21 protein-coding genes are annotated in these 26,160 nt (G+C 59.8%); 4 read left to right on the top strand and 17 right to left on the bottom strand.

All coding sequences use genetic code 11. The features are described from left to right. The 8 genes from astA (HNQ50_RS00250) to HNQ50_RS00215 form a co-directional block, all read right to left on the bottom strand. The gene (gene astA, locus HNQ50_RS00250) at window positions 1-1,032 is read right to left on the bottom strand and encodes an arginine N-succinyltransferase (RefSeq protein WP_184096370.1); all 1,032 of its coding nucleotides are present in this window, start codon (window positions 1,030-1,032) and stop codon (window positions 1-3) included. Next, complete coding sequence (gene astA, locus HNQ50_RS00245; RefSeq protein ID WP_184096368.1) at window positions 1,029-2,060, bottom strand: arginine N-succinyltransferase; 1,032 nt, start codon at window positions 2,058-2,060, stop codon at window positions 1,029-1,031. Before astA (HNQ50_RS00245) ends, astA (HNQ50_RS00250) begins: the two co-directional genes overlap by 4 nt. Window positions 2,061-2,401: 341 nt before the next feature. Then, on the bottom strand, window positions 2,402-3,385 hold the full coding sequence (locus tag HNQ50_RS00240; RefSeq protein WP_184096366.1) for a GlxA family transcriptional regulator: 984 nt from the start codon (window positions 3,383-3,385) through the stop codon (window positions 2,402-2,404). Between the two features lie 15 nt (window positions 3,386-3,400). Next, on the bottom strand, window positions 3,401-4,162 hold the full coding sequence (locus HNQ50_RS00235; RefSeq protein ID WP_184096364.1) for an ABC transporter ATP-binding protein: 762 nt from the start codon (window positions 4,160-4,162) through the stop codon (window positions 3,401-3,403). Window positions 4,163-4,230: 68 nt separating this feature from the next. Further along, a complete protein-coding gene (locus HNQ50_RS00230; protein WP_308419112.1) occupies window positions 4,231-4,950 on the bottom strand; it encodes an ABC transporter permease in 720 nt (239 codons plus the stop codon). Further along, window positions 4,947-5,633, bottom strand: coding sequence for an ABC transporter permease (locus tag HNQ50_RS00225; protein ID WP_184096362.1), 687 nt, complete (start codon window positions 5,631-5,633; stop codon window positions 4,947-4,949). Before HNQ50_RS00225 ends, HNQ50_RS00230 begins: the two co-directional genes overlap by 4 nt. Window positions 5,634-5,765: 132 nt before the next feature. Beyond that, window positions 5,766-7,007: an NAD(P)/FAD-dependent oxidoreductase gene (locus tag HNQ50_RS00220; protein WP_184096360.1), complete on the bottom strand. Its 1,242-nt coding sequence runs from the start codon at window positions 7,005-7,007 to the stop codon at window positions 5,766-5,768. A gap of 211 nt (window positions 7,008-7,218) precedes the next feature. Beyond that, complete coding sequence (locus HNQ50_RS00215; protein ID WP_184096358.1) at window positions 7,219-7,995, bottom strand: ABC transporter substrate-binding protein; 777 nt, start codon at window positions 7,993-7,995, stop codon at window positions 7,219-7,221. Window positions 7,996-8,790: 795 nt separating this feature from the next. Between HNQ50_RS00215 and HNQ50_RS00210 the strand changes: the two genes are divergently transcribed. From HNQ50_RS00210 to HNQ50_RS00195, 4 genes are all read left to right on the top strand, one after another. Continuing rightward, window positions 8,791-9,951, top strand: a complete 1,161-nt coding sequence (locus tag HNQ50_RS00210) for a succinylglutamate desuccinylase/aspartoacylase family protein (RefSeq protein ID WP_184096356.1) — start codon at window positions 8,791-8,793, stop codon at window positions 9,949-9,951. Window positions 9,952-10,086: 135 nt separating this feature from the next. Continuing rightward, complete coding sequence (locus HNQ50_RS00205) at window positions 10,087-11,043, top strand: ornithine cyclodeaminase family protein (RefSeq protein WP_184096354.1); 957 nt, start codon at window positions 10,087-10,089, stop codon at window positions 11,041-11,043. A gap of 72 nt (window positions 11,044-11,115) precedes the next feature. Continuing rightward, the gene (locus HNQ50_RS00200; protein WP_184096352.1) at window positions 11,116-11,757 is read left to right on the top strand and encodes a helix-turn-helix transcriptional regulator; all 642 of its coding nucleotides are present in this window, start codon (window positions 11,116-11,118) and stop codon (window positions 11,755-11,757) included. Between the two features lie 1,221 nt (window positions 11,758-12,978). After that, window positions 12,979-16,032: an NAD-glutamate dehydrogenase domain-containing protein gene (locus tag HNQ50_RS00195; RefSeq protein ID WP_184096349.1), complete on the top strand. Its 3,054-nt coding sequence runs from the start codon at window positions 12,979-12,981 to the stop codon at window positions 16,030-16,032. Between the two features lie 206 nt (window positions 16,033-16,238). On the opposite strand, the gene dgoD is transcribed toward HNQ50_RS00195, so the two are convergent. From dgoD to HNQ50_RS00150, 9 genes are all read right to left on the bottom strand, one after another. Continuing rightward, complete coding sequence (gene dgoD / locus HNQ50_RS00190) at window positions 16,239-17,387, bottom strand: galactonate dehydratase (protein WP_184096347.1); 1,149 nt, start codon at window positions 17,385-17,387, stop codon at window positions 16,239-16,241. Further along, on the bottom strand, window positions 17,384-18,001 hold the full coding sequence (locus HNQ50_RS00185) for a 2-dehydro-3-deoxy-6-phosphogalactonate aldolase (protein ID WP_184096345.1): 618 nt from the start codon (window positions 17,999-18,001) through the stop codon (window positions 17,384-17,386). The genes dgoD and HNQ50_RS00185 overlap by 4 nt, the downstream gene beginning before the upstream one ends. Before the next feature lie 8 nt (window positions 18,002-18,009). Continuing rightward, window positions 18,010-18,780 carry an SDR family oxidoreductase gene (locus tag HNQ50_RS00180; RefSeq protein ID WP_184096342.1) on the bottom strand — a complete coding sequence of 257 codons (771 nt, stop codon included), beginning with the start codon at window positions 18,778-18,780 and terminating at the stop codon, window positions 18,010-18,012. 596 nt (window positions 18,781-19,376) lie between these two features. After that, on the bottom strand, window positions 19,377-20,267 hold the full coding sequence (locus HNQ50_RS00175; protein WP_184096340.1) for an SMP-30/gluconolactonase/LRE family protein: 891 nt from the start codon (window positions 20,265-20,267) through the stop codon (window positions 19,377-19,379). A 16-nt stretch (window positions 20,268-20,283) separates the two neighbouring features. Then, a complete protein-coding gene (locus tag HNQ50_RS00170; protein ID WP_184096338.1) occupies window positions 20,284-21,051 on the bottom strand; it encodes an SDR family NAD(P)-dependent oxidoreductase in 768 nt (255 codons plus the stop codon). 30 nt (window positions 21,052-21,081) lie between these two features. Then, complete coding sequence (gene araH / locus HNQ50_RS00165; protein WP_221302921.1) at window positions 21,082-22,113, bottom strand: L-arabinose ABC transporter permease AraH; 1,032 nt, start codon at window positions 22,111-22,113, stop codon at window positions 21,082-21,084. Between the two features lie 13 nt (window positions 22,114-22,126). Then, on the bottom strand, window positions 22,127-23,644 hold the full coding sequence (araG, locus tag HNQ50_RS00160; protein WP_246428518.1) for an L-arabinose ABC transporter ATP-binding protein AraG: 1,518 nt from the start codon (window positions 23,642-23,644) through the stop codon (window positions 22,127-22,129). 270 nt (window positions 23,645-23,914) lie between these two features. Beyond that, window positions 23,915-24,907, bottom strand: coding sequence for an arabinose ABC transporter substrate-binding protein (locus tag HNQ50_RS00155; protein WP_184096334.1), 993 nt, complete (start codon window positions 24,905-24,907; stop codon window positions 23,915-23,917). 245 nt (window positions 24,908-25,152) lie between these two features. Next, complete coding sequence (locus HNQ50_RS00150; protein WP_184096332.1) at window positions 25,153-26,151, bottom strand: 2-dehydro-3-deoxygalactonokinase; 999 nt, start codon at window positions 26,149-26,151, stop codon at window positions 25,153-25,155. Window positions 26,152-26,160 lie beyond the last annotated feature (9 nt).

The raw sequence follows: 26,160 nt of genomic DNA, 5'->3' as shown, positions 1-26,160 counted from the left end.
TCATTTCCTCTCTTTCGGGTAGAGCGGGAGCACACGGACCGGCTCACCCGCTTTGATATTCAGTGCCGCCGCTTCGTCTGGCGTCAGTCGTAACTGGTCGTCTTGCGGCGCGCGTGGCAAGAGCACTACGCGGAAATCCGCCAGGCTGGTATTGGACACCAGCCACTTTGCCCCCTCACCGGTCGCGGTTTCATCCACCACCACGTTCACCAGACGGCTTTCACGCACGGCGCGCAGATTGTCGATATGCGCTTCCAGCACCGGTCCGGCATCAAAAATGTCGACGTGGTTTTCAAAGCGCAGTCCTTCCGCTTCCAGCAGCGCGCGGGCGGGCTCGGTGTCTTTATGGGTTTTACCGATGGAGTCCTGCACATCTGCCGGCAGCAAATCCACGTATACCGGCAGGCGCGGCATCAGTTCGGCCATGAAGGATTTCTTGCCATGCGCGCTGAGGTAATCGGCGTCATCAAACCCAATCTGGTAAAAGTGCGCGCCGACATCCCGCCAGAAAGGCGATTCGCCGGCCTCATTGAAATGGCCACGCATCTCGGCGCAGATGCGCTCGCCAAACCGTTGGGGAAACTGCGCCAGGAACATGAAACGGGATCTGGACAACAACGCGCCATTGCCATTGACGCGTGCGGCCGGCTCCAGGAATAGCGAACACAGTTCCGCGTACCCCGTCAGATCGTGCGACATGTACAACAGGCTCATGCGTGTCCAGACGTCCATCTCACGGCTGGCGTGCACCACCGTGCCCACGCGGTAGTTATAGAACGGCTGGGTCAGGCCCACGGCGACTTCCAGCCCGCATACCCCCACCACCCGGCCGCTGGTGGTGTCTTCCATGACAAAGAGGTAGCCCTGCTCTGCCGGCGGTGCATCCCCGGCAATGGTGCGCCGAATACGTTCAATGCGCGCAGTCAGTGCGGGGCGATCCGGCTTGAAACTGGTCATGCCTTCGCCGGTTTGCCCGGCCAGGTGAAACAGCGCATCCAGATCACGCGCTTGTACGCTACGAACGACGATCATGCGCGCGCTCCTTGCAGCGGCACGCAGCTAAATTCATCGCCCGTGGCCAGTTCCAGATGTTGTGCGGTGCCGTCCGGCAAGGCGACCGTGGCGGTCAGTTCTTCCGGCAGATCGACGACCGCGCAGCGGAAGTCTTCACACAGGGTATTGGCCAGCAACCAGCGCGTGCCGCCCTCGCCCGCCGCGTTGCCTGACAAGGTATGGCGTTCACTGCGGCGCACGGATTCACACATATCGACGTTGGCAGTCAGCACCGGGCCCGCATCAAAAATATCGACAAAACCATCCGGCTCGAATCCTTCTTCCACATGGATGGCATAGGGCAGTTCGGCTTGCGGATGCGGCTCGCCCAGCGCCCGTTGTGCGGCGGGGGGCAACAGGGGCACGTACAGCGGATAGGACGGCATGACTTCGGCAATGAAGGTCGCACTGCGCCCGCCGGAGGCGATCTCTACCTCGGCAAAATCACGCTGGAAGAACTTGCGACCCACGGCTTCCCAGAATGGGGAGTCGCCCTGCTCGTCCGCGACGCCCAGCAGGACGGTGAAGATATCCGGCGCAAAACGCTCGCGGTGCTGCGCCACAAACAACAGGCGCGCGCGGGACAACAGCCGGGTGGTGGTGGTGCCGGCCAGTGCCGGATCAATGTAATAACCCGTCAGCCGGCTTTTGCCGGTGAGCTGGTGCGAAATGGTCAGGGCGTGCACCTTGCGGTTGACCTTGAGTTCACGCGAAGCATGGATCAGTGCGTCGTTCCTGAAGGCATAGAATGGCTCGCTGTACCCGGCCGAAGCCACGATGCTGGCCGTGCCATACAGGCGGCCGGTGTCGGTCTCTTCCAGCACAAAGAGGTAGAACTCTTCACCGGGGGTGACGACATCGGCGCGAAAGGAGTCTTGCGATAACGCCAGACGCTTTTCCAGCGCGGCACGGTCCGGTGGCAGGGAGTGAAGCAGCGGACGGGCCGCACGCGCCATCACTTCAAGCTGATCCAGGTCTGAGAGGCGTCCAGGTCTTACCAGAAGCATGGGGGCCATCCATTTGAGAAAACGGCATGCGCACGAATTGCGCACCCTGTCATTCTAGAAATTGCGCGGTGCGGCATCTTGCCGATTCACGACGCAAAGTTGCGTTTTGTGTGTGGACGAGGGAAAAGGCAAACAACGGCGTGCGCTGGATAACCGAGCCCCGCATCCCACTATTTCGTCATTCCTGCGCAGGCAGGAATCCAGTACGCCCACCGCAGGTGGGCTTTGCTGGCAAGAACACAAAGGTCAGCGCCTGCGGCGCACGTATTTACAACTGGATTCCGGCTCAAGGCCGGAATGACGAGCCTGGGTATGCCAGCCGCCCCCTCACACCTCACACCTCACACCTCACGCCCCGCCTGATAGTTGCGCCGGTCTTCCCGTGGTGTCACGCCAAAATGGTCGCGGTACACATTGGAAAAATGCGCCGCCGAGGTAAACCCGCAGGCCAGCCCGATCTGCAACACGGATTTACTGGATCGCTGCAACTGCGCGCGCGCTTTTTCCAGGCGCAACGCCAGGTAATAGCGTGAGGGCATGGCGTCCAGATGCTGCCGGAAAATGCGCTCCAGTTGCCGGCGCGACACCCCGACCAGTTGCGCAATATCATCCGTGGTCAGCGGCTCTTCAATGTTCGATTCCATCAGCCGCAGCGCATCGGCCAGTTTGGGGTGGCGTTCGCCCGGGCCGGTCACAAAGGGGATGCGCTGGCGATCACTGATCGTACGCAGCGGCCCGCTGATCAGGTGCGTTGCCACGCGCTCGGCCAGTTCTGCGCCACAATCCTGGGCCAGCATGGCCAGCAGTGCATCCACCGTGGCCAGGGCGCCGGCACACGTCAGCCGGTTACGGTCCAGTTCAAAGACATTCTGGGTAGGAATGACGCGCTCGAATTGTTCACTGAACGCGCTGAATATCTGCCAGTTAATGCTGGCACGGTAACCATCCAGCAAGCCGGCTTGCGCCAGCCAGCTTGTGCCAGCGCCTATGCCGGCGATGCGCCGGTAATGGTGAGCGGCGCGGGACAAGGCGCTGACCAGCAAGGGAGAACCGCCAAAGGGCTGGAATTCGTCAGCGAGCACCAGCAAGGTGTCGCGCCCCATAGCATCGGTAAACGCGCCATCGACCGGAATATCGACGCCGCTGGTGGTCCGCAACGGCCGACCATCAGGGGTAAAGGTTTGCCACTGGTACAACAGCCGGCCTTCCTGCTCGTTGGCTTCACGCAGCGTGTCGAGCACGCCCGCCAGCGTCAGCAGGGAGCACGGCGCCAGCAGCAGCAGGGCCACCCGCAAGGTGGAAGGTGCGGACGGCACGTTCACCATGACCCCGTTGCCGGTTTACTTCAAACTGCCAGAGAGGAACTGCCGCAGGCGTTCGCTGCGCGGCGCACCAAATACCTGATCCGGTGCACCCTCTTCTTCTGTACGGCCCTGATGCAAGAACATGACGTGGTTGGAGATATTGCGGGCAAAGCCCATCTCATGGGTGACCACAACCATGGTGCGGCCTTCTTCGGCCAGCTTTTGCATGACCTTCAAGACTTCACCGACCAGTTCCGGATCCAGCGCGGAGGTGGGCTCATCAAACAGCAAGACATCCGGGTGCATGGCCAGCGCGCGGGCAATGGCTACGCGTTGTTGCTGCCCGCCGGACATATGCGCCGGGTACTTGGCCTCTACTTGCGGTGCCAGACCTACCTTTTCCAGATAGTGGCGGGCACGTTCTTCCGCCTCGGCGCGCGACAGGCCCAGCACATGCATCGGCGCTTCGATGATGTTCTCAATCACCGTCAGGTGTGACCAGAGGTTGAAGTTCTGGAACACCATGGCCAGCCTGGTGCGAATCTTTTGCAGCTGTTTGGCGTCTTGCACCTTGAGCGCGCCATTTTTGTCCGGCACGGTGAGGACTTCGGTCCCGCCCACAATGATCTTGCCGGCGTTGGGTTGCTCCAGGAAGTTGATACAGCGCAGGAACGTACTTTTACCCGAGCCCGATGAGCCAATAATGCTGATCACATCACCGGCTTTGGCTTGAAGCGACACGCCCTTGAGCACTTCATGATCGCCATAGCGTTTGTAGATATCCTGAACGCTCAACATACGTGTTCTCCGTGCGGGCCGTGGCCCTGGGTATTCTTTGAATTCGTGAAAATGAGAGAAGTCATGGTTTAACGCCCAGCCGGAGCCTGGAAAGCCAGCCATTTACGCTCAGCAATCCGGAACAGGTAAACCAGCACAAACGACACCACCAGATACAGCACCGCGGCAATGCCAAACGCGGTGAACGGCTGATAGGTCGCGGCATTGACGTCCCGCGCCACCTTGAGCAGGTCAGGCACCGTGGCGGCAAAGGCAATACTGGTGGCGTGCAACATCAGGATCACTTCATTGCTGTACATCGGCAGTGCGCGACGCAAGGCCGAGGGCAGAATAATGCGGCGGTACAGGGTGAACCAGGACATGCCAAAGGCGCGGGCGGCTTCGACTTCGCCATACGGAATATTGCGGATCGCGCCGACGAAAATCTCGGTCGTGTACGCACAGGTATTCAGGGCAAAGGCCAGCACGGCGCAGTTGAAACCATTGCAGAAAAACATCCCCAGCAATTCGGTTTTCTGCACAAAGGTAATGCCGTAAATGCCGGAATAAATCAGCAGCAATTGCACATACAGCGGCGTGCCACGGAACACATAGCTGTAGAGACGGACCGGAATCGACAAGGCCTTGTACTGCGAGACCCGAGCGGTAGCCAGCACCAGCGCCATGGCAAAGCCAATCGCCAGCGAGAGCACCAGCAACCATAGCGTCATCGCCAGGCCCGACATCTGCGAGCCATCGTTATACAAATAGGCTTGCCAGTAAGTTTGCAGGGTTTCGATCACCGTCACAGTTGCGCCCCCCGCACGCCCACGGCGTAACGCTTGTTCAGCTTGTTGAGCACCAGATTGGAAAGCGAGGTCAGCACCAGATAAATGGCCCCCAGCCAGAGCATGAAATAGAACATGTTAAAGGTGCCCTTACCGGCATCCGTGGCGGCTTTGACCAGGTCAGACAGTCCGATAATGGACACCAACGCCGTCGCTTTCAGAATCACCTGCCAGTTGTTGGCAAGGCCCGGCAAGGCAAAGCGCATCATCTGCGGAAACAGAATGCGCCGAAACACCTGGCCGCCCGTCATGCCAAAGGCGTGGCCTGCTTCCAGTTGACCGCGCGGCACGGAAATGAACGCCCCACGGAAAGTTTCGGTGAAATACGCGCCGTAGATAAAACCAATCGTCAGCACCCCCGCCAGAAACGGGTTGATGTCGATCTGATCCCAATGCAGCGCATCCGTCACCTGGTTAAGACCAATCTGGATGCTGTAGAAAATCAGCAGCATCAACACCAGATCCGGCACCCCGCGAATCAGCGTGGTATACGCCGTGGCAACGAGGCGCAACGGCGTGGAGCGCGACAGCTTGGCCGACGCGCCGGCCAGGCCAATCACCACGGCCACCAACAAAGAGAGCAGCGCCAGCTGTATGGTTTGCCATACCCCGGTCAGCAGCACGCCACCATATCCATAAAACATTGATTGTCTCCAGTTGGAGCGGTTAACCAAACCGGCCTGGCCGCATTGCGCTGACTGACCAGCCAGGTTGGGTTAACCGCCCCCCTATCCTTTTGCTTTTCTATCTAAATTAACCAATTAACCAACACCCGTTCAGGCAAACCGCGCCGGGCTGTAGGGCTGCGGATTGGTCAACGGGGTCTCACCGGTCATCATCTGCGCCATCAGCCGACCGCATACCGGCCCCAGCGTCAGGCCGTGGTGGTTGTGCCCAAAGGCAAACCACAAGCCTTCGTGCCGTGGTGCCGGGCCCATCACCGGACGCATATCCGGGGTGCATGGGCGGTGGCCCATCCATGGCTGCGGGTCGATTCGCGGGCCAAACTCAACGATTTCACGGGCTTTGCTTTCGGACTGATCCAGTTGTACCGGATTGGGTGCGGCCCCTTTGGCAGCAAGCTCCACCCCGGTGGTCAGACGCAGGCCACCCCGCATCGGCGTCAGCACATAGCCTTCTTCCAGATCCACCACCGGGATCACCAGCGGCGTCGCGCCCATGCGGTAATGCATGTGATAACCACGTTTGCCCAACAGCGGCATGTGGTAACCGTATCGTTCGGTCAGTTCGGTCGACCACGGCCCCAGCGCCACCACCGCACGCATGGCGCTCATGACGCCGCGCTCGGTCTGGACTTGCCAGGACAAGCCTTCGCGCACCAGCGTCAGCGCGTCGCCTTTGACCAGGGTGCCGCCTTCACGCACAAACAAATCAGCATAGCCGGCCACCAGCGCGCCCGGATCACTGACCGTTTTGGGGTCCAGCCAATGCAGCGCACCCACAAACCCGGCGCTCAGTGCGGGTTCCAGCGCACGGAGCTGTTCACCCGTCAGTATCTGCATTTTCAGGCCATGTTGCGCGGCCAGTTGGCTTGCTTTGGCCGCTTCTTGTACAAACAGGGCCGGCGTACGGTAGGCCTCCAGCCAGCCCGCATCGCGCACCAGATGTTGCACGCCGGCGCGTTCGATCAGGGCGTCGTGCTCGGCCACACTGCGTTCAATCAGCGGCAGCAGGTCTGCGGCGGCTTTGGCCAGCCGGTTCGGGCGTGATTCCCGCCAGTAACGCAGCAGCCAGGGCGCCATGGCTGGCAAGGCGGTGGGCTGGTAACGCAAGCTGGACGAATGATTGCGTGCGTACTGCAAGACGGTACGCAAATCCTGCGGAAAACCATAAGGCACCACCGCAGAGCGCTCGATCAGCCCGGCATTGCCAAAGCTGGTTTCCTCACCCGGCCCGCGCCGGTCGACCAGTGCGACATGAAGTCCCCGGTCTTGCAGATGAATGGCCGTGCAGACGCCAACAATACCGGCGCCCAGAACGATGACGTCTGCGTGCATGGATCAACCCGAAAGAAAAATCAGAAACAGTGTCCGGCAAATGGTCTCTTCACGTCAGACCACCTGCCAGACCTGGTGTTGCCGGAACAGGACGAACCGGCAACACCCCAAGCGGGTTTGGAACCGCTAACCCAACCCGGTAAAACGCTACTGCCCGCCAGTACACCTTGTACGGCAAGGACGCATAACGCGGTCGTTGGGTTAGTGGTACTTACTTGGCGATAATGTCGCGCTTGAAGTACTTCATGGACAGCTTGCTGAACGAGCCGTCCTTCTTCAGCGAGTCGATCGCAGCTTGCACCCTGGCACGCTGCGGATCGCCCTTGCGCATGCCCAGACCGGTGCCTTCGCCCAGGGTTTCCGGGTCAGACAGCGGTGCGCCAGCGTAGTCAAAATCCTTGCCGGCCGGCTTGCTCAAAAAACCATCCATGGCGGTTTGCGACTCTTGCACGGCGGCGTCGATGCGGCCGGCGACGAGGTCAGCGTAAACCTGATCCTGGTCCTGGTAAGACGTGACCTTGACACCGGCAGTGGCCCAGTGCTTCTTCAGGTAGTCTTCTTGCGAGGAGCCTTGCAGCACGCCAACGGTCTTGCCTTTCAGGCTGGCAGTGGTCGGCATCAGGCTGGAACCACGCTTGGCCACCATCTGGATCGGCACAATGTAAACGGGGCTGGTGAAATCAATGGCCTGCTTGCGCTTGGCGGTGATGTTCATGGCCGAGTTGATGGCGTCGAACTTGCGGGCTTGCAGCGCCGGGATCAAACCATCAAAGCTGTTTTCCACGTAAACGCATTTGACCTTCATGCGCTCACAGATCATGTTACCAATGTCCACGTCAAAGCCTTGCAGCTTGCCGTCGCCCGATTTGCTTTCAAACGGGGGATAAGTGGCTTCCAGACCCATCTTGAACGTATCCTGGGCGTGCGCGGCACCCATCACACAGACAAGGGCAGAAGCACCCGCGCAAAAAGCCATCTTCCAGTTCATGTTTTCCTCCAGACCACAAGTTGATGCATATCGCTTTGCAAGCACGCCTTCCCTTACCCAAAAGGGCTTTGGCGCGCACACACGCGTTATACGATGCCGGGCTGCATGAATTCTGACAATTCGGGCTTCCACCACTTTTGCGACATTTTTTGCAGTGCAACAGCGGGAAAATTACCGATATCAAAACAATGTCATACCGGTGCTTCGCAAGGTCGTACCCCTTCAACGTGCCGCGCTTGGTGTTTATACGTGTATGCAGTGCGCGACCATTGCGGTGGTTTTTCTGTTTTGTTCTGGTGATGCGGGCTGCTTGTCCTGAAGCTGCCGGTCGCGTTGGCCTGGTCTTTATGGGAGAACCAGGGCCGATGTGCAACCGGTTCCCAGCATGCCCATCCCCCGGCGGTCGATCTTGCGTGTTCACGACAAAAACTGTCGCAACTGAACCGCCGCGTTTTCTTTTTACAGCGGCCCCTGCCCGCACGCCAGGCTGATGCACCGCAGCAAGGCCCGCCCTCTGCAAGCCGCGTGCAGCCTTTGTTTTTGCTTTTTAAAAACAACCCTGTAAGCGCAGAAATTTCACATATGCTGAAAGCGTAGCCTGCCGTTTACCGCGCCAGGTTACGGACGGCACTGCCATTGTAAGAAATATACTTTACATCCATAATGGATTTTAAATCTACAAACGGCATCACCCGTCTGGCTGCAGAGCACCGTGGCCAATACAGGCGAAGTCTTGACATGCAAGACTTCAGGACTGGTGCGCAAGTGGCACTGTAACGGTATTGAGGAATCCTCATGACATACCTGAAACAAGACATTTCGCTGCCTGGCATGGGGCCTGGCATCGCGCCCCGCTTGGTCACGCATACCTTTGGCAACCCGCACTCCGGCAAGAGCGCTTACATCCAGGCTGGCTTGCACGGGGACGAACACCCGGGCCTGCTGGTCATCCAGCATTTGCTGGTGCTGTTGAAATCACTGGATCAGCAAGGTGCCATTGCCGGCTGTGTCACGCTGGTGCCCTATGCCAACCCCATTGGTATGGCGCAACGCGTCTTTGGCCCGATTGTCGGCCGTTTCGATTTTGAAAATGGCGAGAACTTCAACCGCAATTACCCAACGCTCTCTGATGCGGTGCGGGAGCAAGTGGCCAGTGGTAAAGGGGCCGGCATGACCGCGCGGGACTGGAAGGCGTTTTTCCAGGCGCAACTGGACGCCCAGCAACCGCCACGCCACGTCACCGGGGCCATGAAGCTGGAGCTGTCGCGCCTGGCGATGGCCCATGATGTGGTGCTGGACCTGCACTGTGATACGGATGCCATTGCGCATCTGTATGCATCACGCCTGCAAAGTGCGCGTGCCTGCAAACTGGCCAATCAGATTGGCGCACCGGTGGTGCTGGTCGAAGAACCGGAAAGCGGTGGCTATTCTGGCGGCAACTCGTTTGACCAGATGCATGCCAACGCCTGGTCTGCCCTTGTGGAGGCCGGTTTGTTCACGCCAGAAACCGCGGGTTTTGCCGCCACGGTAGAACTGCGCGGCCAGATCGATATCAGCGATGAACTGGCGCAGAACGACGCCGAAGCCATTCTGGATTTTCTGGCACAAGAAGGGGTACTGAGCCAGGAGGCCGCCACCGGCAAGCCGCGCCCGCATGGTGCCGCACAGGTTTACCCGCTGGAAGCCGCATCACATATCCCTTGTCCCTGCTCAGGCGTGGTGGTTTACCTGAAAGAACCCGGCCAGCAGGTGCTCAAGGGCGAAGTGATCGCAGAGATCGTCACCCTGGATGGCGACCAGTTCAACGAGCGCGTGCCCATTGTCAGCGACGTGGACGGCGTACTGGTGGTGCGGCAATTGCATCGCCTTGTCCGCAACGGCCAGCGCGCCGCATTTGTAGCGGGCCACGCCCTGCAACCGGGGCATCGTTCCAGCAAGCTGGCCCTGGATTTCTGATCTTCGCTTCACCTTGAACCGGCCAGTTGCGGACGGCGTCCGCGCCATCCGCAACTGGCCCTTGCAACCCGTTTTATTGTGGTTGCCCCTGTTTGCCAACCACGCTGTCGTCAACGTTTTACCAAAGGTTTTCCCATGATTGCCACGCCTGCCCCCTTGATTGCCGATGCCGCCGCCATCCGTGCACTGTTGCCCCGCCTTGATGTCCGCCACGTGCTGCAAGACACCTTCCACGCCCTGGGCAATGAGCGGGCCGTGCAACCGGCACAATCGCTGACCTTGTTCCCGCAGGACACCGGCGACTTCATCACCTATCAAGGCGTGCTGGCCCATGCAGGTGTGTTTGGCGCCAAACTCTCGCCCTATATTGTCACACCAGGCAAACCCGTCATCACCGCCTGGACCATGCTGATGTCCATGCAAACCGGCCAGCCGCTGTTATTGTGCGATGCCGGCCTGCTGACCACCGAGCGCACGGCCGGCACCACCGCCCTGGCCGTCGACTACCTGGCCGCGCCCTCCGCCAGCCGCCTTGCCATCATCGGCAGCGGGGCCGTGGCACAGGCGCATTTGCGCCACGCCGCCAAACTGCGGAGCTGGAGTCACATCAGCGTGTACTCGCCCAAGCTGGCCGAGCGCCCGGAACAACAAGCCGCATGGCGCGCGCTGGATAGCCGGGTGGAGATTGCCGCCAGTACAGAACAATGCGTGCATGATGCCGATGTGATCATGCTATGTACCTCATCAGGCACACCGGTGCTGGACCCGGCCGATCTGACGCGCCCGGCGCTGATGACCTCCATCAGCACCAACGTCGTGCGCGCGCATGAAATCCCGCCCGCCGCCCTGCCTGGCATGGCCGTGTATTGCGATTACAAACGCACCACGCCAGCCAGTGCCGGTGAAATGGTGGTGGCCGCAGATCGTTATGGCTGGTCTGCCAGCAACGTGGTGGGTGATCTGGCTGACCTGGCCAACCATCGCTGCGCCCTGCCCGACTACAAAAAGCATGCCTTCTTCCGCTCTATTGGCCTGGGGCTGGAAGACATTGCCATTGCGCATGCGCTTTATCAGGTGTTGCAAGCCGGATAGTCATTTTGTCGCCATGTGCCATAGCGTTTATGGCATGTTACGCGGCGATCACCGACCCACGCAGGACCGTGCATGACCCAGAAAAAGAATGCGACCGGCAAAACCTTGTTGCTGGAGCGCTACCGCCACGTGGCAGACGGCATTGCCACGCTGTTTTTCCCGTACGCGGAGGTGGTCATCCATCACCTGGAAGACCAGCGGATCGTGCATTTAGCCAACAATCTTTCCAAACGGCAGATCGGTGACGACTCTGCCCTGGAAGAACTGCGCCATGGCGACGCCGACCGCATCATGGGCCCCTACGAAAAACTCAACTGGGACGGCCGGCGCATGCGCTCGGTCAGTACGGTGCTGTTTGACGATCACCAGAACGCCATTGGCGTGATGTGCATCAATTTCAACATTGCCGTGTTTGACGACATGCAAGCCGCGCTCAGCCTGTTCATCAAGGGCGCAGGCGTCATTGCGCAACCAGCCGCACTGTTCAAGGATGACTGGCAGGAACGCATTAATACCTTCATGCACGGCTGGCTGGCCGAGCGGCAACTGTCGCTCAACACACTGGCGCGCCATCACCGGCAGGCGCTGGTTGAGGCGCTGTATGAAGAAGGCGCTTTCCAGCGCAAAAGTGCGGCGGATTACGTGGCCAATGTGCTGGGGATGGGGCGGGCGACGGTGTACAAGCATGTGAAGAAGTTGAAGGAAGGGGAGTGAGGCTTTGTTGGCAAGAACCACGGAGTAGCCCGGATGGAGCCGGAGGCGGGAATCCGGGGTGGCTGTGCTGGTTCATATTGTTGTGGGGTGTTAGCGCCTGACGGCGCGGGTTTGAAAGGCTTTTGATACCCGGGGTGCCGGGCCCACGTCACTTTCTTTGCTTCGCCACCTCGGCGGCCCCAAAGAAAGTAACCAAAGAAAGGCGACCCCAGCCTGGCGGCCCTCCGGGCTTCCCTCAGTCAGTCGGGAGCCTAAGGTCTCCCTCTCTTCTTCGGCGCTTGGCTTTGACGGGGGAAGAAAGTCAAAAGCAACTTCAACACCAACAGCAACAGCCACAGCCACAGCCACAGCCACAGCCACAGCCACAGCCACAGCCACAGCCAATTCAACGCGCATCCCACAGACTCGTCATTCCGGCCTTGAGCCGGAATCCAGTTCTAAATACTTGCGCCGCAGGCGCTGATACCGGTTTGTAGCCGTGAGGTGAATCCGGAGCGTGCCCGTACCCCCACAGTGACACTTGCTCTTACCAGATGGAAGTTGCAGCGGGGTAGCGACCATAAGCAGCCCGTTGGGCTGCGGACTGGATTCCGGCTCAGGGCCGGAATGACGAAGTGGTGGGCTTGGTGAACCGTTCTTGCGAGCAGACGGTTTGTGGGATTGGAGTTGTTTTTGTTTTGGTTTTGGTTTTGGTTTTGGTTTTGGTTTTGGTTTTGGTTTTTGATGTTGCCGTTGCTTTTGACGTACCTCCCCTCCGGCAGCGCCGAGCATCGCAGCGAAGTCCGGTGTTTCGGCGCAAGGGTGTTTGAGGGCTTTAGCCCGAGTTCCCTGGAGCCAGCCGGACTTTGCGAGAAGCGCAGGGAACCCGAAGGGCGCTGTCGCAGGGGTCGCCTTTCTTTGGTTACTTTCTTTGGCGAAGCAAAGAAAAGTAACGTGCTCCGGCCACCGCCGGTATCAAAACACCCGCGCCGTCAGGCGCTAACACGCAAACAGTGCAAAGGTGGATTGTCGCGGACGCTCCAAATCCACCCTACAGCAAAAACATTGCCACCTCTGCATCCAGGCCTGGATTCCCCCCAAAACCCAGGGAAACCCCCATTACCACCTTCCCGTACACCCCATGCAAACGTCGTAACCACACCAACAACCTGTCGCTTTTGCACAAGCACCGCCCCTTTTGCCCACTGACAATGACCACACCTTTGTCACTGGTCAAAAACCATGCTGCAATCCAGCCTCACGCCAATTACCCATCCGCTTGAAGTCTCGCTGGTCCACACAGACGCCGGTCACGGCATCACCCTTGCGCAACACCCCGCTATCCCCTCCCTGTCCGCTCTGCTGCCCGCCCTGCACAACATGGGCTTGCAGGTAGAGCGTGAAGAACCCCAAGAGCGTGCCGGCCGGCAAACCCGGCGCTCGACGTTGTGGCTGGACGATGCGTGCACCGCTCAGCTTGCCTCCCTGACCGATACCCCACGCCTTGCCGACTTCCTGCGCCGGCTGTTCAGCGGCCAGGCTGAAGACGGCCGCCTGAACGGCCTGGCCGTGGTGGCCGGGCTCAACGCGCACGAGATCATGTTGGTCCGCGCTTATGCCAGTTATCTGCGTCAGGCTGGCTGGCACATGAGCTTGCGCTATATGGCCGATTGCCTGCGTCGCCAGCCGGCCACCGTGCGTGCATGGCTCGGCTATCACCATGCACGGCTGGACCCGTTGATGAGCCGCAACAAGGCAGCGGCAGCCGAACTGGAACGCGTCGCCCATACGCAATTGCAGCGCCAGATCGCGGCACTGCAAGATGCGGATGCGGCTGATCTGCTGGAAAAACTGCGCCAACTGGTTGCCGCCACCATGCGCAGCAGTTATTTCCTGCACAGCACGCACGATGACCTGCCCGCATATCTGGCCATCAAACTGGACACGCAGTTGCTGGATTTCCTGCCCAAGCCACGGCCATTTCGCGAAATCTATGTCTTTTCTGAACGCTTTGAAGGCGTGCATCTGCGCGGTGGCGCGGTATCCCGTGGCGGATTGCGCTGGTCAGACCGGCGCGAGGATTACCGGACCGAGGTGCTGGGTCTGGTCAAAGCCCAACTCGTCAAAAACGCCGTGATTGTCCCCACCGGGGCCAAAGGGGGTTTTGTCTGCAAATTGCTGCCGTTTGAGGCCAGCCGCGAAGCCACCCAGGCCGAAGGCGTGGCGTGTTATCAGTTGTTTATCAATGCCTTGCTGGATTTGACCGACAACCTGGTCGAAGGCGTCATTGTGCCCCCCGCCCAGGTGGTCCGGCATGATGCGGACGACCCGTACCTGGTGGTCGCCGCCGACAAGGGCACCGCCAGTTTTTCTGATCTGGCCAATGCGATCTCGGTCGCGCGTGGTTTCTGGCTGGGTGATGCCTTTGCCTCGGGCGGTTCCAATGGTTACGACCACAAGAAAATGGGGATCACCGCCAAAGGTGCATGGGAAACCGCCCGGCTGCGTTTTACCGAACTGGGCATAGACTGGACGCAAGAGCACTTCACCGCAATCGGCATTGGCGATATGAGCGGTGACGTGTTCGGCAATGGCATGCTGCTGATGCCGCACTTGCAACTGCTTGGTGCGTTTGATCACCGCCACATTTTCATTGATCCCACACCCGATACCGCCGCCGCATTGGCCGAGCGTCAGCGCCTGTTTGCGCTGCCACGCTCATCCTGGGCGGATTACAATCCGGCGCTGATTTCTGCCGGCGGTGGCGTCTATGCGCGTACCGAACGCCAGATCACGGTGTCCGACGTGGTCCGCCAGTGGCTGGGTCTGGACCAGAACACGGTCACGCCCGATGTGCTGATCCGCGCCATGCTGGCTGCGCCTGTCACCGTGCTCTACAACGGCGGCATCGGCACCTATGTCAAAGCCGCGCAAGAAACGCACGAACAAGTGCGTGATCGCGCCAATGACCGCATCCGGCTGGATGCGCCGGCCGTCCGCGCCCGCATGGTGGTGGAAGGCGGCAACCTGGGCATGACGCAAGCCGCACGCGTGGCGCTGGCCACACAAGGTGTGCGGGTCATGACCGATGCGGTGGATAACTCGGCCGGTGTGGATTGTTCTGACCACGAGGTCAATCTGAAAATCCTGTTGCGCCAGGCCGCCCTGCCCGCTGCCGCAACCAGCACGCTGCTGACCGGGATGACCGGTGCGGTAGAACGCGCCGTACTGGCGACCAACCGCGCGCAAGCCCGCCGCATTCTGCGTCACCGTCATCAACCCGGCTTGCTGGCGGACCCATGCGCCTTGTTGCTGCAACTGGAACACGCCACCGGGCTGGATCGTGCGCTGGAACAACTGCCGGCCGACGTTGTGATCCAGCAACGCGAACAAGGCATGCTGTATGAGCCGGAACTGGCCGTACTGCTGGCGCACAGCAAAATGGCGATCAAATCGGCGGTACTGGCTGGCACCCATGCAATCCCAATCCAGCCGTGGCACGCCTATTTGCTGACACGGTATTTTCCGCAACCGGTACGCACACTGAACCTGACCGCACATGCGCTCAAGCACGAGATCATTGCCACACGCCTCGCCAATGAACTGGTCGACCGCGCCGGTATTGGCTTTGCGCATGATCTGGTGCGTCGTCGCGGCTGGCCGCTGCTGCGCGTGACCGAGGCCTTCGCTTTTGCCTGGGCCGCGCTGGATATGGATACATGGTTACAACGCCATGACGCGCTGATCACCACACTGCCCGCCGCAACCCGCCATGCCATCGACACCGCGCTGGAACAGGGACTGGCCGACGCGGTGAACGCGGTGCTGGCCAGCCCGGCAGTGTCGAGTCCGGCCAGTTGGGCCGTGTTTGCCGATCAATTGGGTGAGTTCACCGAAGCCCCCGCCATCACGCCGACCTTGTTACCGGAGGAAATCAACCGCCGCGTACGCCGCTTTGTGCGTTTGTCTGCCGCCACACCGCTGATCGCCCACGGCCATCATGCGGCAACGGTCCTGAGCGCGCTGGAACAGGTATCGCATGCCACCGGCCTGGCGACCATCACCCCCAAACTGGATACTGCCGCACAAACCGTGATTGCCCGGATTGAATTGCTGTTGACCTCGGCGTTACTGGCACAACGTGGCAGCCAGGTTCAGGACGTCGTTTCCAGGCTGGGCTTGACCGAGGCTCTGGCGCTCGTCTCTGGCAGCGCCAGCGCAGAACACCTTGCTGCCGCCGTAGCGCAACTGGATGAAGCGCGCTTTCAGCACGAATTGGGGTTGCACGTGGTCTGATCGGAACTTGTAGAGTGGATTCGGAACCTGCCCCTTGGTGGGTACCCCCACAAAGCCGGTGTGCGCTGTCGCTGCCGGTTGCAGTGGGGTAGTGACAAGCCACCGGTGCGAGGGTGGATTGCTCCGCGAATCCACCCTGCGACTGGACATCAGCCCAATCAAAAACGCCGGCGCAATGCCGGCGTTTTTTCACCCCCAACCAAAGCTCACCATTCCGCCACGCTGCCATCCGCATGGCGCCACAGCGGGTTACGCCAGTCCGGCGCGTTCTTGCTGCGCTCAATAATCAACTCTTCGTTCAGTTCTACGCCGAGCCCCGGTTTGGTGAATGGCTTGATGTGGCCGCTTTCCAGCGCAAAGTCTTCCTTGTTGAGCACGTAGTCCAGCACTTCCCCGCCCTTGTTGTAGTGGATACCCATACTTTGCTCCTGGATAAACGCGTTCCAGGAGACAAAATCCACATGCAGGCAGGAGGCCAGCGCAATCGGGCCCAGCGGGCAATGCGGGGCAAGCGCCACGTCGTAGCTTTCGGCCATGGCGGCAATCTTCATGCATTCGGTAATGCCGCCAGCGTGGGAGAGATCCGGCTGCAAGATCGCCAGGCCACCCGCCGCCAGCACGTTTTTGAATTCGAAGCGGGAGAACATGCGCTCGCCCGCAGCAATGGGGATATGGGTCTGGGCCGCCAGGCGCGGGTAGTGCTCGGCTTGCTCGGCCAGCACCGGCTCCTCAATGAACAACGGGCGGTAAGGTTCCAGTTCCTTGATCAACACCTTGGCCATCGGCGCGGTCACGCGGCCGTGGAAATCCAGGCCAAACTCAATGGTATTGCCAAACGCCTCGCGGATTTCCGCCACTTTGTTCACGGCGGTATCAATGGCCCGGCTGCTGTCGATCACGGCCAGTTCTTCGCAGCCATTCATCTTGAAGGTATCAAACCCCACCGCCACGCGCTCTTTGATATCCCTGATGATATCGGCCGGCCGATCGCCCCCCACCCAGCTATAGGTCTTGACCTTGTCCCGCACCAGGCCACCCAGCAATTGATACACCGGTACACCCAGTGCCTTGCCTTTGATGTCCCACAGCGCCTGATCGATACCGGCAATGGCACTCATCAAAATGCCGCCACCCCGGTAGAAACCGGCGCGGTACATCACCTGCCACAAATCGTTGATGCGCGCCGGGTCTTGCCCGATCAGGTATTCAGACAATTCATGCACGGCCGCTTCGACGGTGCGCGCCTTGCCTTCCAGCACGGGTTCGCCCCAGCCAACAATGCCTTCATCGGTTTCAATTTTCAGGAACATCCAGCGCGGCGGTACACGCCAGGTGCTGATTTTGGTGATTTTCATGCTGTTGCGTCCTTATAGGCCTGCACGAAGGCATGCGCCTGGGTCTGCGTGCGCGAGACCGGCTGGCCCGGTTTGTAAAGATCACTACCCAAGCCAGCGCCGATGCAGCCTGCGGCCAGCCAACTGGCCAGATTGGTCGGTGTTACCCCTCCTACCGCCATGACGGGCGTGGTTTTGGGCAGAACCGCCTTGATGGCCTTGATATAGTCCGGGCCAAAACTGGCGGCCGGGAACACCTTGAGCGCCTGCGCACCCGCAGCCAGCGCGGCAAACGCTTCAGTCGGGGTGGCGACGCCGCAAGCCACATACTGGCCCAGCGCCACGGCGCGGGTGATCACGGCTTGATCTGTATTCGGGGTGACAATCAATTTGCCGCCCAGATCGGCCAGGGTGGCGACATCTTGTGGGTTCAACACCGTGCCGCCGCCAATGAGTGCGCGGTCGCCAAAGGCATTGACCGCATCGCCAATACTGATCTGCCAGTCGGGCGAGTTCAGCGGAATTTCAATGGCGTCGAAACCGGCTTCGATCAGCGCCATGATGTGCTGGTTGGATTCCGCCGGCGTAATGCCGCGCAGGATGGCAATGAGCGGAAGTTTTGTGGGCCAGGTCATGGGTGTGGTCACTCGTGGTAAAGCTGCGAACGGCCGCCATCAATCAGGATGTCGGTGGCATTGATAAAACGCGCTTCATCCGTCGCCAGAAACAGCGCGGTATAGGCGACCTCTTCTGGCTCGCCAATGCGTTTGCAGGGCAATAGATCTGCCTGGCGCTGACGGGCCGCGACCGGGTCGGGCTGGCTGTTGAAATACGTTTGCGCAATGGGGGTCATGATCAGGCCGGGGGAAATCGAATTGACCCGCACGCCTTGCGCCGCGTACTGAATACCCAAGGCGCGCGTCAGGCCAATCAGCCCATGCTTGGCGACCGGATACGGAAACGCGCCGGGAATGATCTTGTGGCCATGAACGGAAGCAATGTTGACAATACTGCCGGCCCCCGCTGCCAGCATGTGTGGCAATACCGCCTGGCAGCAGTGCCAGACCCCTTTCAGGTCGACGGCAAAGCAGCGTTCCCACTCTTCATCGGTGAGTTTGAGCGGGTCGTTGAATACGTTGATGCCAGCGTTGTTGACCAGTACATCGACCCGGCCAAAGCGGGCAATCGTGGCGTCGATCATGGCGTTCACGCCGGCGTGATCGGCCACGTCTGCGGCGAATACCATGGCGTTTTGCGGGCCGATTTCCTGCACCAACGCTGCGGCACGGTCATCGTCTGTACGCACATTGATGACGACTTTGGCACCTTCCCGGGCGAACAGGCGCGCGGTGGCGGCGCCGATACCTTGTGCGGCGCCGGTGATGATGGCGACTTTGTTGTCTAGTCTATGCATGCAGTTTTCTACCAACGAAACAGGGTGTTAGCGCCTTCGGCGCGGGGGTTTATGGGGAAGAAAGTCAAAAACAACCCCAATAACAACAGCCAAATCGTCTGAATGCGGTTTTTGTAGGGTGGATTCGGAACGGAGTGACAATCCACCGCAGGCAGCCCGTTGGGCTGCGGACTGGATTCCCGCTTCCGCGGGAATGACGAAGTGGTGGGCACATCCAACCATCCTTGCGCACAGACGGTTTGCAGGGTTGGAGTGGCTTTGGCTTTGGCTTTGGCTTTGGCTTTGGCTTTGGCTTTGGTTTCTGATGTTGCCGTTGCTTTTGACGTTGAAGTTGCTTTTGACCTGCCTCCCCTCCGGCAGTGCCGAGCATCGCAGTGAGGGGCGGGGTTTCGGCGCAAGGGTGTTTGAGGCCGAAGGCCGAGTTCCCTGGAGCCAGCCGGCCCTCACGAGAAGCACAGGGAACCCGCAGGGCACTGTCGCAGGGGTCGCCTTTCTTTGGTTACTTTCTTTGGCGAAACAAAGAAAGTAACGTGCTCCGGCCACCGCCGGTATCAAAACCACCGCGCCGTAGGGCGCTAAACAACGCTGTCTCAACATCACACCGCACCCAGCCAGCGGTTTTCAGGCAACCCCCGCACATCCCCCATCGGCACCGCCAGGATAGAACCCGCCAGCGGCTCTGCGGCAATCGCAGCAGCGCCGAGGTCTTCCCGCGCGGTAGAGATATACAAAATGTTCAAAGCCGGCCCGCCAAAAGCCACACAACTCGGTTGGGATACCGGCAGCGGGATCACGCGATCCACGCTGCCATCAGGCCGGTAACGCACCACACGCTGGCCGTACCATTCGGCGTTCCACAAATAGCCTTCGGCATCTACGCACGAGCCATCCGGGTGGATGCGGGCATTGCCTGGATCGGCAAACAAACGGGTGTTGCTGATGTGGCCGGTGTCGGCGTCATAACTGCTTTGCATCAGCACATGCAGGCGGGAGTCGCACCAGTACATGGTGCTGCCGTCCGGGCTGAAACACAGGCTGTTGGGGATGGCGATCTGCGGTAAATCCAGCTTCTGCAATCGGCCGTGCACATCAAAGCGATACCAACTGCCCAAAGCATTGCGGCCGCGTTCGTTCTGTGTGCCAAAGACCAGGTTACCGGCACGGTCACAGCGGCCATCGTTGGTGCGCGTTTCCAGAATGTGTGGCTCAACCGTGGCCATACGTTTGAGCGTACCAGTCGTGGTGTTGAACTGCGCCAGCCCGCCTTCCAGCGCCAGCAAGACCACGTCGTGACGCTGGGTCAGCGCAAAACAGCCGATGCGTTGCGGCAGTATCCAGTAGCGCTCTTCACCGCTGGAAGGGTCCAGCCGCCACAGTTCGCGGGCGTTGATATTGGTCCACCAGAGATGGCCGGTGGCGTCGTCATATTGCACGCCTTCGGCCAACTGGAACTGGCCTTCACAGGCGACATGAATGGTCTCGGTCATGACTGATGCGGCTCGCTCAGGTCCAGCCACCATCAATCACAAAGCTTTGAGCGGTGATCATGGCGCTGTCGTCTGCGCCCATGAACAGCGCCAGCGAAGCCACGTGCTCCGGCATAACCCGGCCGGGCAGACACTGGGCGCGATCAATCTCGCGCTCGGCTTCGTCATCCACCCACATGCGCAGTTGTTTATCTGTCATGGTCCAGCCAGGCACCAGTACATTGGCGCGGATGTTGTGCGGGCCCAGTTCCCGCGCCAAAGAGCGCGTCAGACCGTGGATGGCCGCTTTGCAGGTGGCGTAGGCCGGGTAGTCTGGCGCTTTGATCATCCAGCTGGTGGAACCCAGGTTGATGATGGATCCGCCACCGGCTTGTTTCATATCGTCCACCACCGCCTGCGCCGCAAAAAACTGGTGGCGCAGGTTGGTGTGCATGGCGTTGTCCCAGAACTCTGGCGTGACCTCTTCCACCCGCCGCCGCTGGTCGTTGGCGGCGTTGTTGATCAGCACGGTGATCGGGCCATGCGCGTTACGGGCACGGGCGATTGCGGCCTTGAGGGCTTCGACATCGGTGACATCGCACTGTATGAACAAGGGTTCAAACGGGCAGCGGCCAGCCAATCCGGCCACCAGAGAGGCGCCGGCATCGACATTACGGCCAATAAACGCCACCCGCGCGCCCTGATGGGCAAAAGCTTCTACCAGCGTGCGACCGATCCCGCTGGTACCGCCACTGACAAAGACACTCTTGCCTGCAAGACTTGGATACGTGGCCAGCTGATTCATGATGGCGTCCCCTTGCCGTCTCGCTCAGGCTCAGGCCTGACCGCGGTTCTTCAGTTGGTCGATCAGCACGGCAAAATACAAAATGCCAGCGCGGACCAGATACTGATAGAACGCATCAATGTTCTGCAGGTTCATGGCGTTCTGCACCATGCCCATGATCAGCACGCCCACGATCACACCGCTGATGCTGGCACGGCCACCGGCCAGCGATACGCCACCCAGTACGCATGCAGCAATTACATCCAGCTCAAAGCCCTGACCGGAATTCGGTTGGCCCGAGGTAATGCGGGAAGCCAGGATCACGCCCGCCAGTGCGGCAACCACGCCTTGCACCAGAAAGATATAGATACGGGTGCGGTCCACATTCACGCCGGCCAGGCGCGCGGCATCCGGGTTGCCGCCAATGGCCAGGGTGTTGCGGCCATACACGGTCTTGTTGAGCATGACGCCAAAGATCACAAAGCAGGCAATGCAGAACCAGATCGGAATCGGCAGGCCAAACAGGTCGTTGTTGCCGATATTGAAGAACGCTTCGTTGGAGATCCCGACCGCTTGACCGTCTGAAGCAATAAACGCCAGACCGCGCACCGCGCCCATGGTCACCAGGGTGGTAATCAGCGCGTTGATGCGGAACTTGGCAATGGTGGCGCCATTGAACAGGCCAATGGCCGCGCCCGCCAGCAAGCTGACGCCAATGCCCAGCGTAATGCTGCCAGTCCGGTTGATGATCATGGCGCACAACACGCCAGCAAAAGCGATGGTGGAACCCACCGAAAGATCAAAATCACGCGAGGCCAGACAGAACATCATGGTGCAGGCCACCATGCCAATCTGCGACACCGACAGCGCCAGGCCAATCATGTTGCGCCAGCTGAAAAAATACTGGACGGTGAACGACAGCACGACAAACAGCGCCAGGAAAATAAGAATGATGCTGTACTCACTGGCGAACTTGAGCAGCTTTTGCTGGTTCATGGTTTTGCTTCCCTGTTGCGGGGCAGCCGGCGTCAACGCGGGGCCGGTTGCCGGAATGGGTTGTTCGTTGAGACGGGTATTGGACATGTTGGTGTATCCCTTACTGAACCGTGGCAGGGGCCGGGGCAGAACTCACCGGCAGCGCCAGCGACAGCACTTTCTGTTCATTGGCTTCTGCGCGGGTTAATTCGCCGGTAATCCGGCCCTGGCACATCACCGCAATGCGGTCTGACACGCCCAGCACCTCTGGCAGTTCGCTGGAAACCATCACAATGGCGACGCCCTTCTCTGCCAACTGGTACAGCACCTGGTAGATTTCATTTTTGGCCCCCACGTCGATCCCGCGGGTGGGCTCATCAATGATCAACACCTTGAGGTTCTGCTCGGCCAGCCAGCGCGCCAGAATGGCTTTTTGCTGGTTACCGCCAGACAGAAAGCGGATTTCCTGATGCCGGTGCGGCGTTTTGATGCGCAAGAGCTTGATGTAGCCTTCGGCCGTGGCGGCTTCGGCTTTATCGTTCACAAAAAAGCCCCAGCGCCGGTAATGGCGGCGGCAACTGATATTGATGTTTTCCGACACCGAACGGCCACCGATGATGCCCTGCTCCTTGCGGTCTTCCGGACAGAACACAAGGCCGGCGCGAATGGCGGCATGGATGCTGTCAATGCTGCCGCGCACGTCAGCCAGCTTCACTTCGCCACCGTTGCGTTTGTCTGCGCCGTAAATCAGCCGCATCAACTCGCTACGGCCGGCGCCGACCAGACCGAAGAAACCCAGGATTTCGCCCCGACGCACGCTGAAACTGGCCGGTTGTGGCACGCGTGCGCCCTGAATACCTTTGACTTCAAAACACGGTTCGCCCAGTTCACGCGGGCGATAGTCAAAGATGTCGCTGATTTCGCGGCCCACCATTTTGCTGACCAGCTGGTCACGTGTGACTTCGGCCAGCACGTTGTATTCGGCCACTTTGCGGCCATCCCGGAAGATGGTGCAGCCATCGCACAACTCGAAAATCTCATCGAGCCGGTGCGAGATATAAATCAGCACCTTGCCTTGCGAGCGCAGGTCTTTGACCAGCTTGAACAGGATTTCGGTCTCCCGGTGGGAAAGCGAACTGGTGGGTTCATCCAGCGCAATCACGGCAGCATCACGCAGCACCGCTTTGCAGATTTCCACCATCTGGCGCTGGCCAATGGACAGATCACGCAGCTTGGCTTGCGGGTCGATATCGACCCCCAGGCGCGCCAGGTTTTCCCGCGTCCAGCGGATGGCTTCGCGTTTATCGACAAAGCCCATGCGCGTGGGCAAATGCCCCAGCAAGAGGTTCTCCATGACGGAGAGTTCCGGCACGTATTGCAGTTCCTGGTGGATGATGGCAATGCCTGCGGCAATGGCGTCACGGCTGTTGTGAAACGCCTGCAATTTGCCATCCACAAACACCTGGCCTTCTTCCGGGATGTACTCGCCACCCAGGATTTTCAGGAGCGTGGATTTACCCGCCCCGTTTTCGCCCAGCAAGCCGTGCACCTTCCCTTTTTCCAGCGCAAAGCTGATGTCCTGCAGCGCTTTCACGCCGGGGAAGGACTTGCTGATCGATCTGAATTCAAGATATGACAAGGGATTTCTCCGCCTCAAACCACAATCCGTTGCAACCCGGCTGGCACGCCAGGCGTTGCTTTGGCAGAGATCGCCAGCGCTGCCTGACGCCGCCCAGGTTGGCGTTCAAGCAGGCACTGGCGAATCTGCGTTTTACCCGTCAAACAAACCTGGCCTGTAGCCCGGATGGAGCAGAGCGGGAATCCGGGGTTGCGCCGTATGCAAGAACATGCAGGCATTGCCACCCCGGATTCCCGCCTGCGGCTTCATCCGGGCTACAAGTTGGCGTGCTTATTCCAGACCCATTTCCTTGCGCACTTCGGTCGAGTTGTCCCGCGTCATCAACATACCGGTGGTCAGGGTCAGCGCTGGCGGAGCCTTGCCGTCCTTGATCCAGTTGTACATGTTCAGGCTGGTTTCATAGCCATGACGCTTCGGGCTGATCAGCACGGTGCCAAAGAAGCCGGTCTTTTCGGCCTTTTTGAATTCGTTCAGGGCAGACTGGCTGCCGCCGATCCCGATACCGATCATGCTGTCGGCCTTGGCGCCCTGACCTTCTGCGGCACGCACAGCGCCCAGCACGGCTTCATCGTTCAGGCCAAAGGCCAGCCAGTGCTTGTAGTTGGGGTGCTGGGTGATCGCCACGTTGGCAGCGTTGAACGCAGCTTCGGTGTCGGTCTTGGCTTGCGGTGCATTGATGATGTTGGCCTTGGGGAAGCCGCCAGCAGTCAGCGCAGCGATCGCGCCATCAGTACGGTCCTTGGCGGTCGGCAGTTGATCGTAAGAGATGCGGATCGCACCAACTTCATTGAGGTTCCAGCCGCGCTTTTTCATTTCGGCAATCATGGCGGTGCCCACTTGCTCGCCAATCTTGTAGGCCGAAATACCCATGTGCGGCACGGATTCCAGCGGCTTGCCAGAGCCATCGACAAAGCGGTCATCCACGCTCATGACCTTGAGGTCATATTGCTTGGCACGGGCGACAATGGCTGGCCCGAGTTTGACGTCCGGTGCGCAGATGATGAAACCCTGTGCATGTTGTGCGCCCAGGTTATCAATGGCGGACAGCACTTTGTCGCCGCTCGGCACACCAATTTTTACGAGGGTGAAACCCTTTTCCTTGGCGGCCTGTTCGGCAAACTTCCATTCATCCTGGAACCACGGTTCTTCAGCCTGTTTCACCAGAAAACCGATCTTGACTTGATCTGCGGCGTGCAATGCCGGTGCGATCAGCGCTGCTGCCAAACCCAGTGCGCCGCAGATCTTTTTGAGTTGCTGCTTCATCTTGGTCGAACCTCCATCAGTCCCGTTGCCGGGGTTGGTTATCAGATTGCCGCTGTGCGGCGATCCGTTGTCGGCAAGCGTTGTACGCCTGCTATTGCCGCATCACCTGGCAGAGCCATGCAGCTATTTTTCTTGCCCCAGGACCGTAGGGTGGATTCGGAGCGTTAGCGACAATCCACCTGCGCAATGGTGGATTGTCACTTCGTTCCGAATCCACCCTGCGTCGCCGCTTGTTCGAATTTCCTTCAGCCCACCAAGCCCCGGGCGCGCGCCACCTCAATGACGCCAAAACCGGCCAGATTGGCTTGCTGTTCTTCACTGGTCACCAGAATGCGGCCGGAGAAAAAATCGTCATGCTTGACCAGCAGCGCCAGCGCTTCGCGCAGCATGGCTTTGCCAGTCACTACAAACTGGGTGCCGGGGGTCATGCCAATGGCGCTGGAGTTTTTCAGGGTCAAGAGGTCAGCGCCCAGCACCGCGCCCAACAGGAAGTTGGCACGGGCATTGCGCTCGTAAATGGTGAACTGATCGAGAATACGTACCGTAAAACAGGCACGCCCCAAGCCAATCTTGCCGGCAGAGCGTGCGCCCGCCAACAGCATTTCGGTGTCGATTTCGGTGGCAAAATCGCTATCGAGCGATCCGGCCAGAATGGTGTTGTGGGTGATCACATGCAGCAACTCACCCGCCAGGGTGGTCACGCAGCCGGTAATGCGGCCTTCATCATCCACATGCACAAACTTGGAGTGCGAACCCGGCAACACCATGACGGTGGGTTTGTCGATACCAAGGCGAGCAATCAACGCCATGGTTTCGACCTCTTCACCGCGCATCATGTCCATCGCCTCACAATTGTGCAGGCCAATGTTATCGACACGGTTGCGTACGCCAGGCACAAACCAGATGGGTTTGTCGCACACCTCAGGGATGGTGGCCTCACGCATGGCGGCGGCCAGTTCCGCCCGGCCCGCCGGAGCCAGCACGTGGGGGATTTCATACAAGCCCACGTTGGAAGTGATCATGCCGGAAGCCAGCACCAGATCAACCGCCTCAAGTCCGGCGTTAGCCTTATCCAGTGCGGCGGCGATGGTTTCGCGCACGCCATTCTGCAAGGTCACCGCGCTACCGGTAATCGCAGTATCGCGCACGCCCACCTGACGGGCCGCCTGGCAGACTGCCTCGTTATTGCGCCACAGGGTGACGCGCGTGTTCGTGGTACCGGTATCGATAGTGAGGATGTTCATACTGGTGCA

Source organism: Silvimonas terrae (genome assembly GCF_014202765.1).
GTDB lineage: Bacteria > Pseudomonadota > Gammaproteobacteria > Burkholderiales > Chitinibacteraceae > Silvimonas > Silvimonas terrae.
The sequence above is the reverse complement of the archived record's forward strand: the minus strand, read 5'-3'. Positions and strand labels throughout refer to the sequence as shown.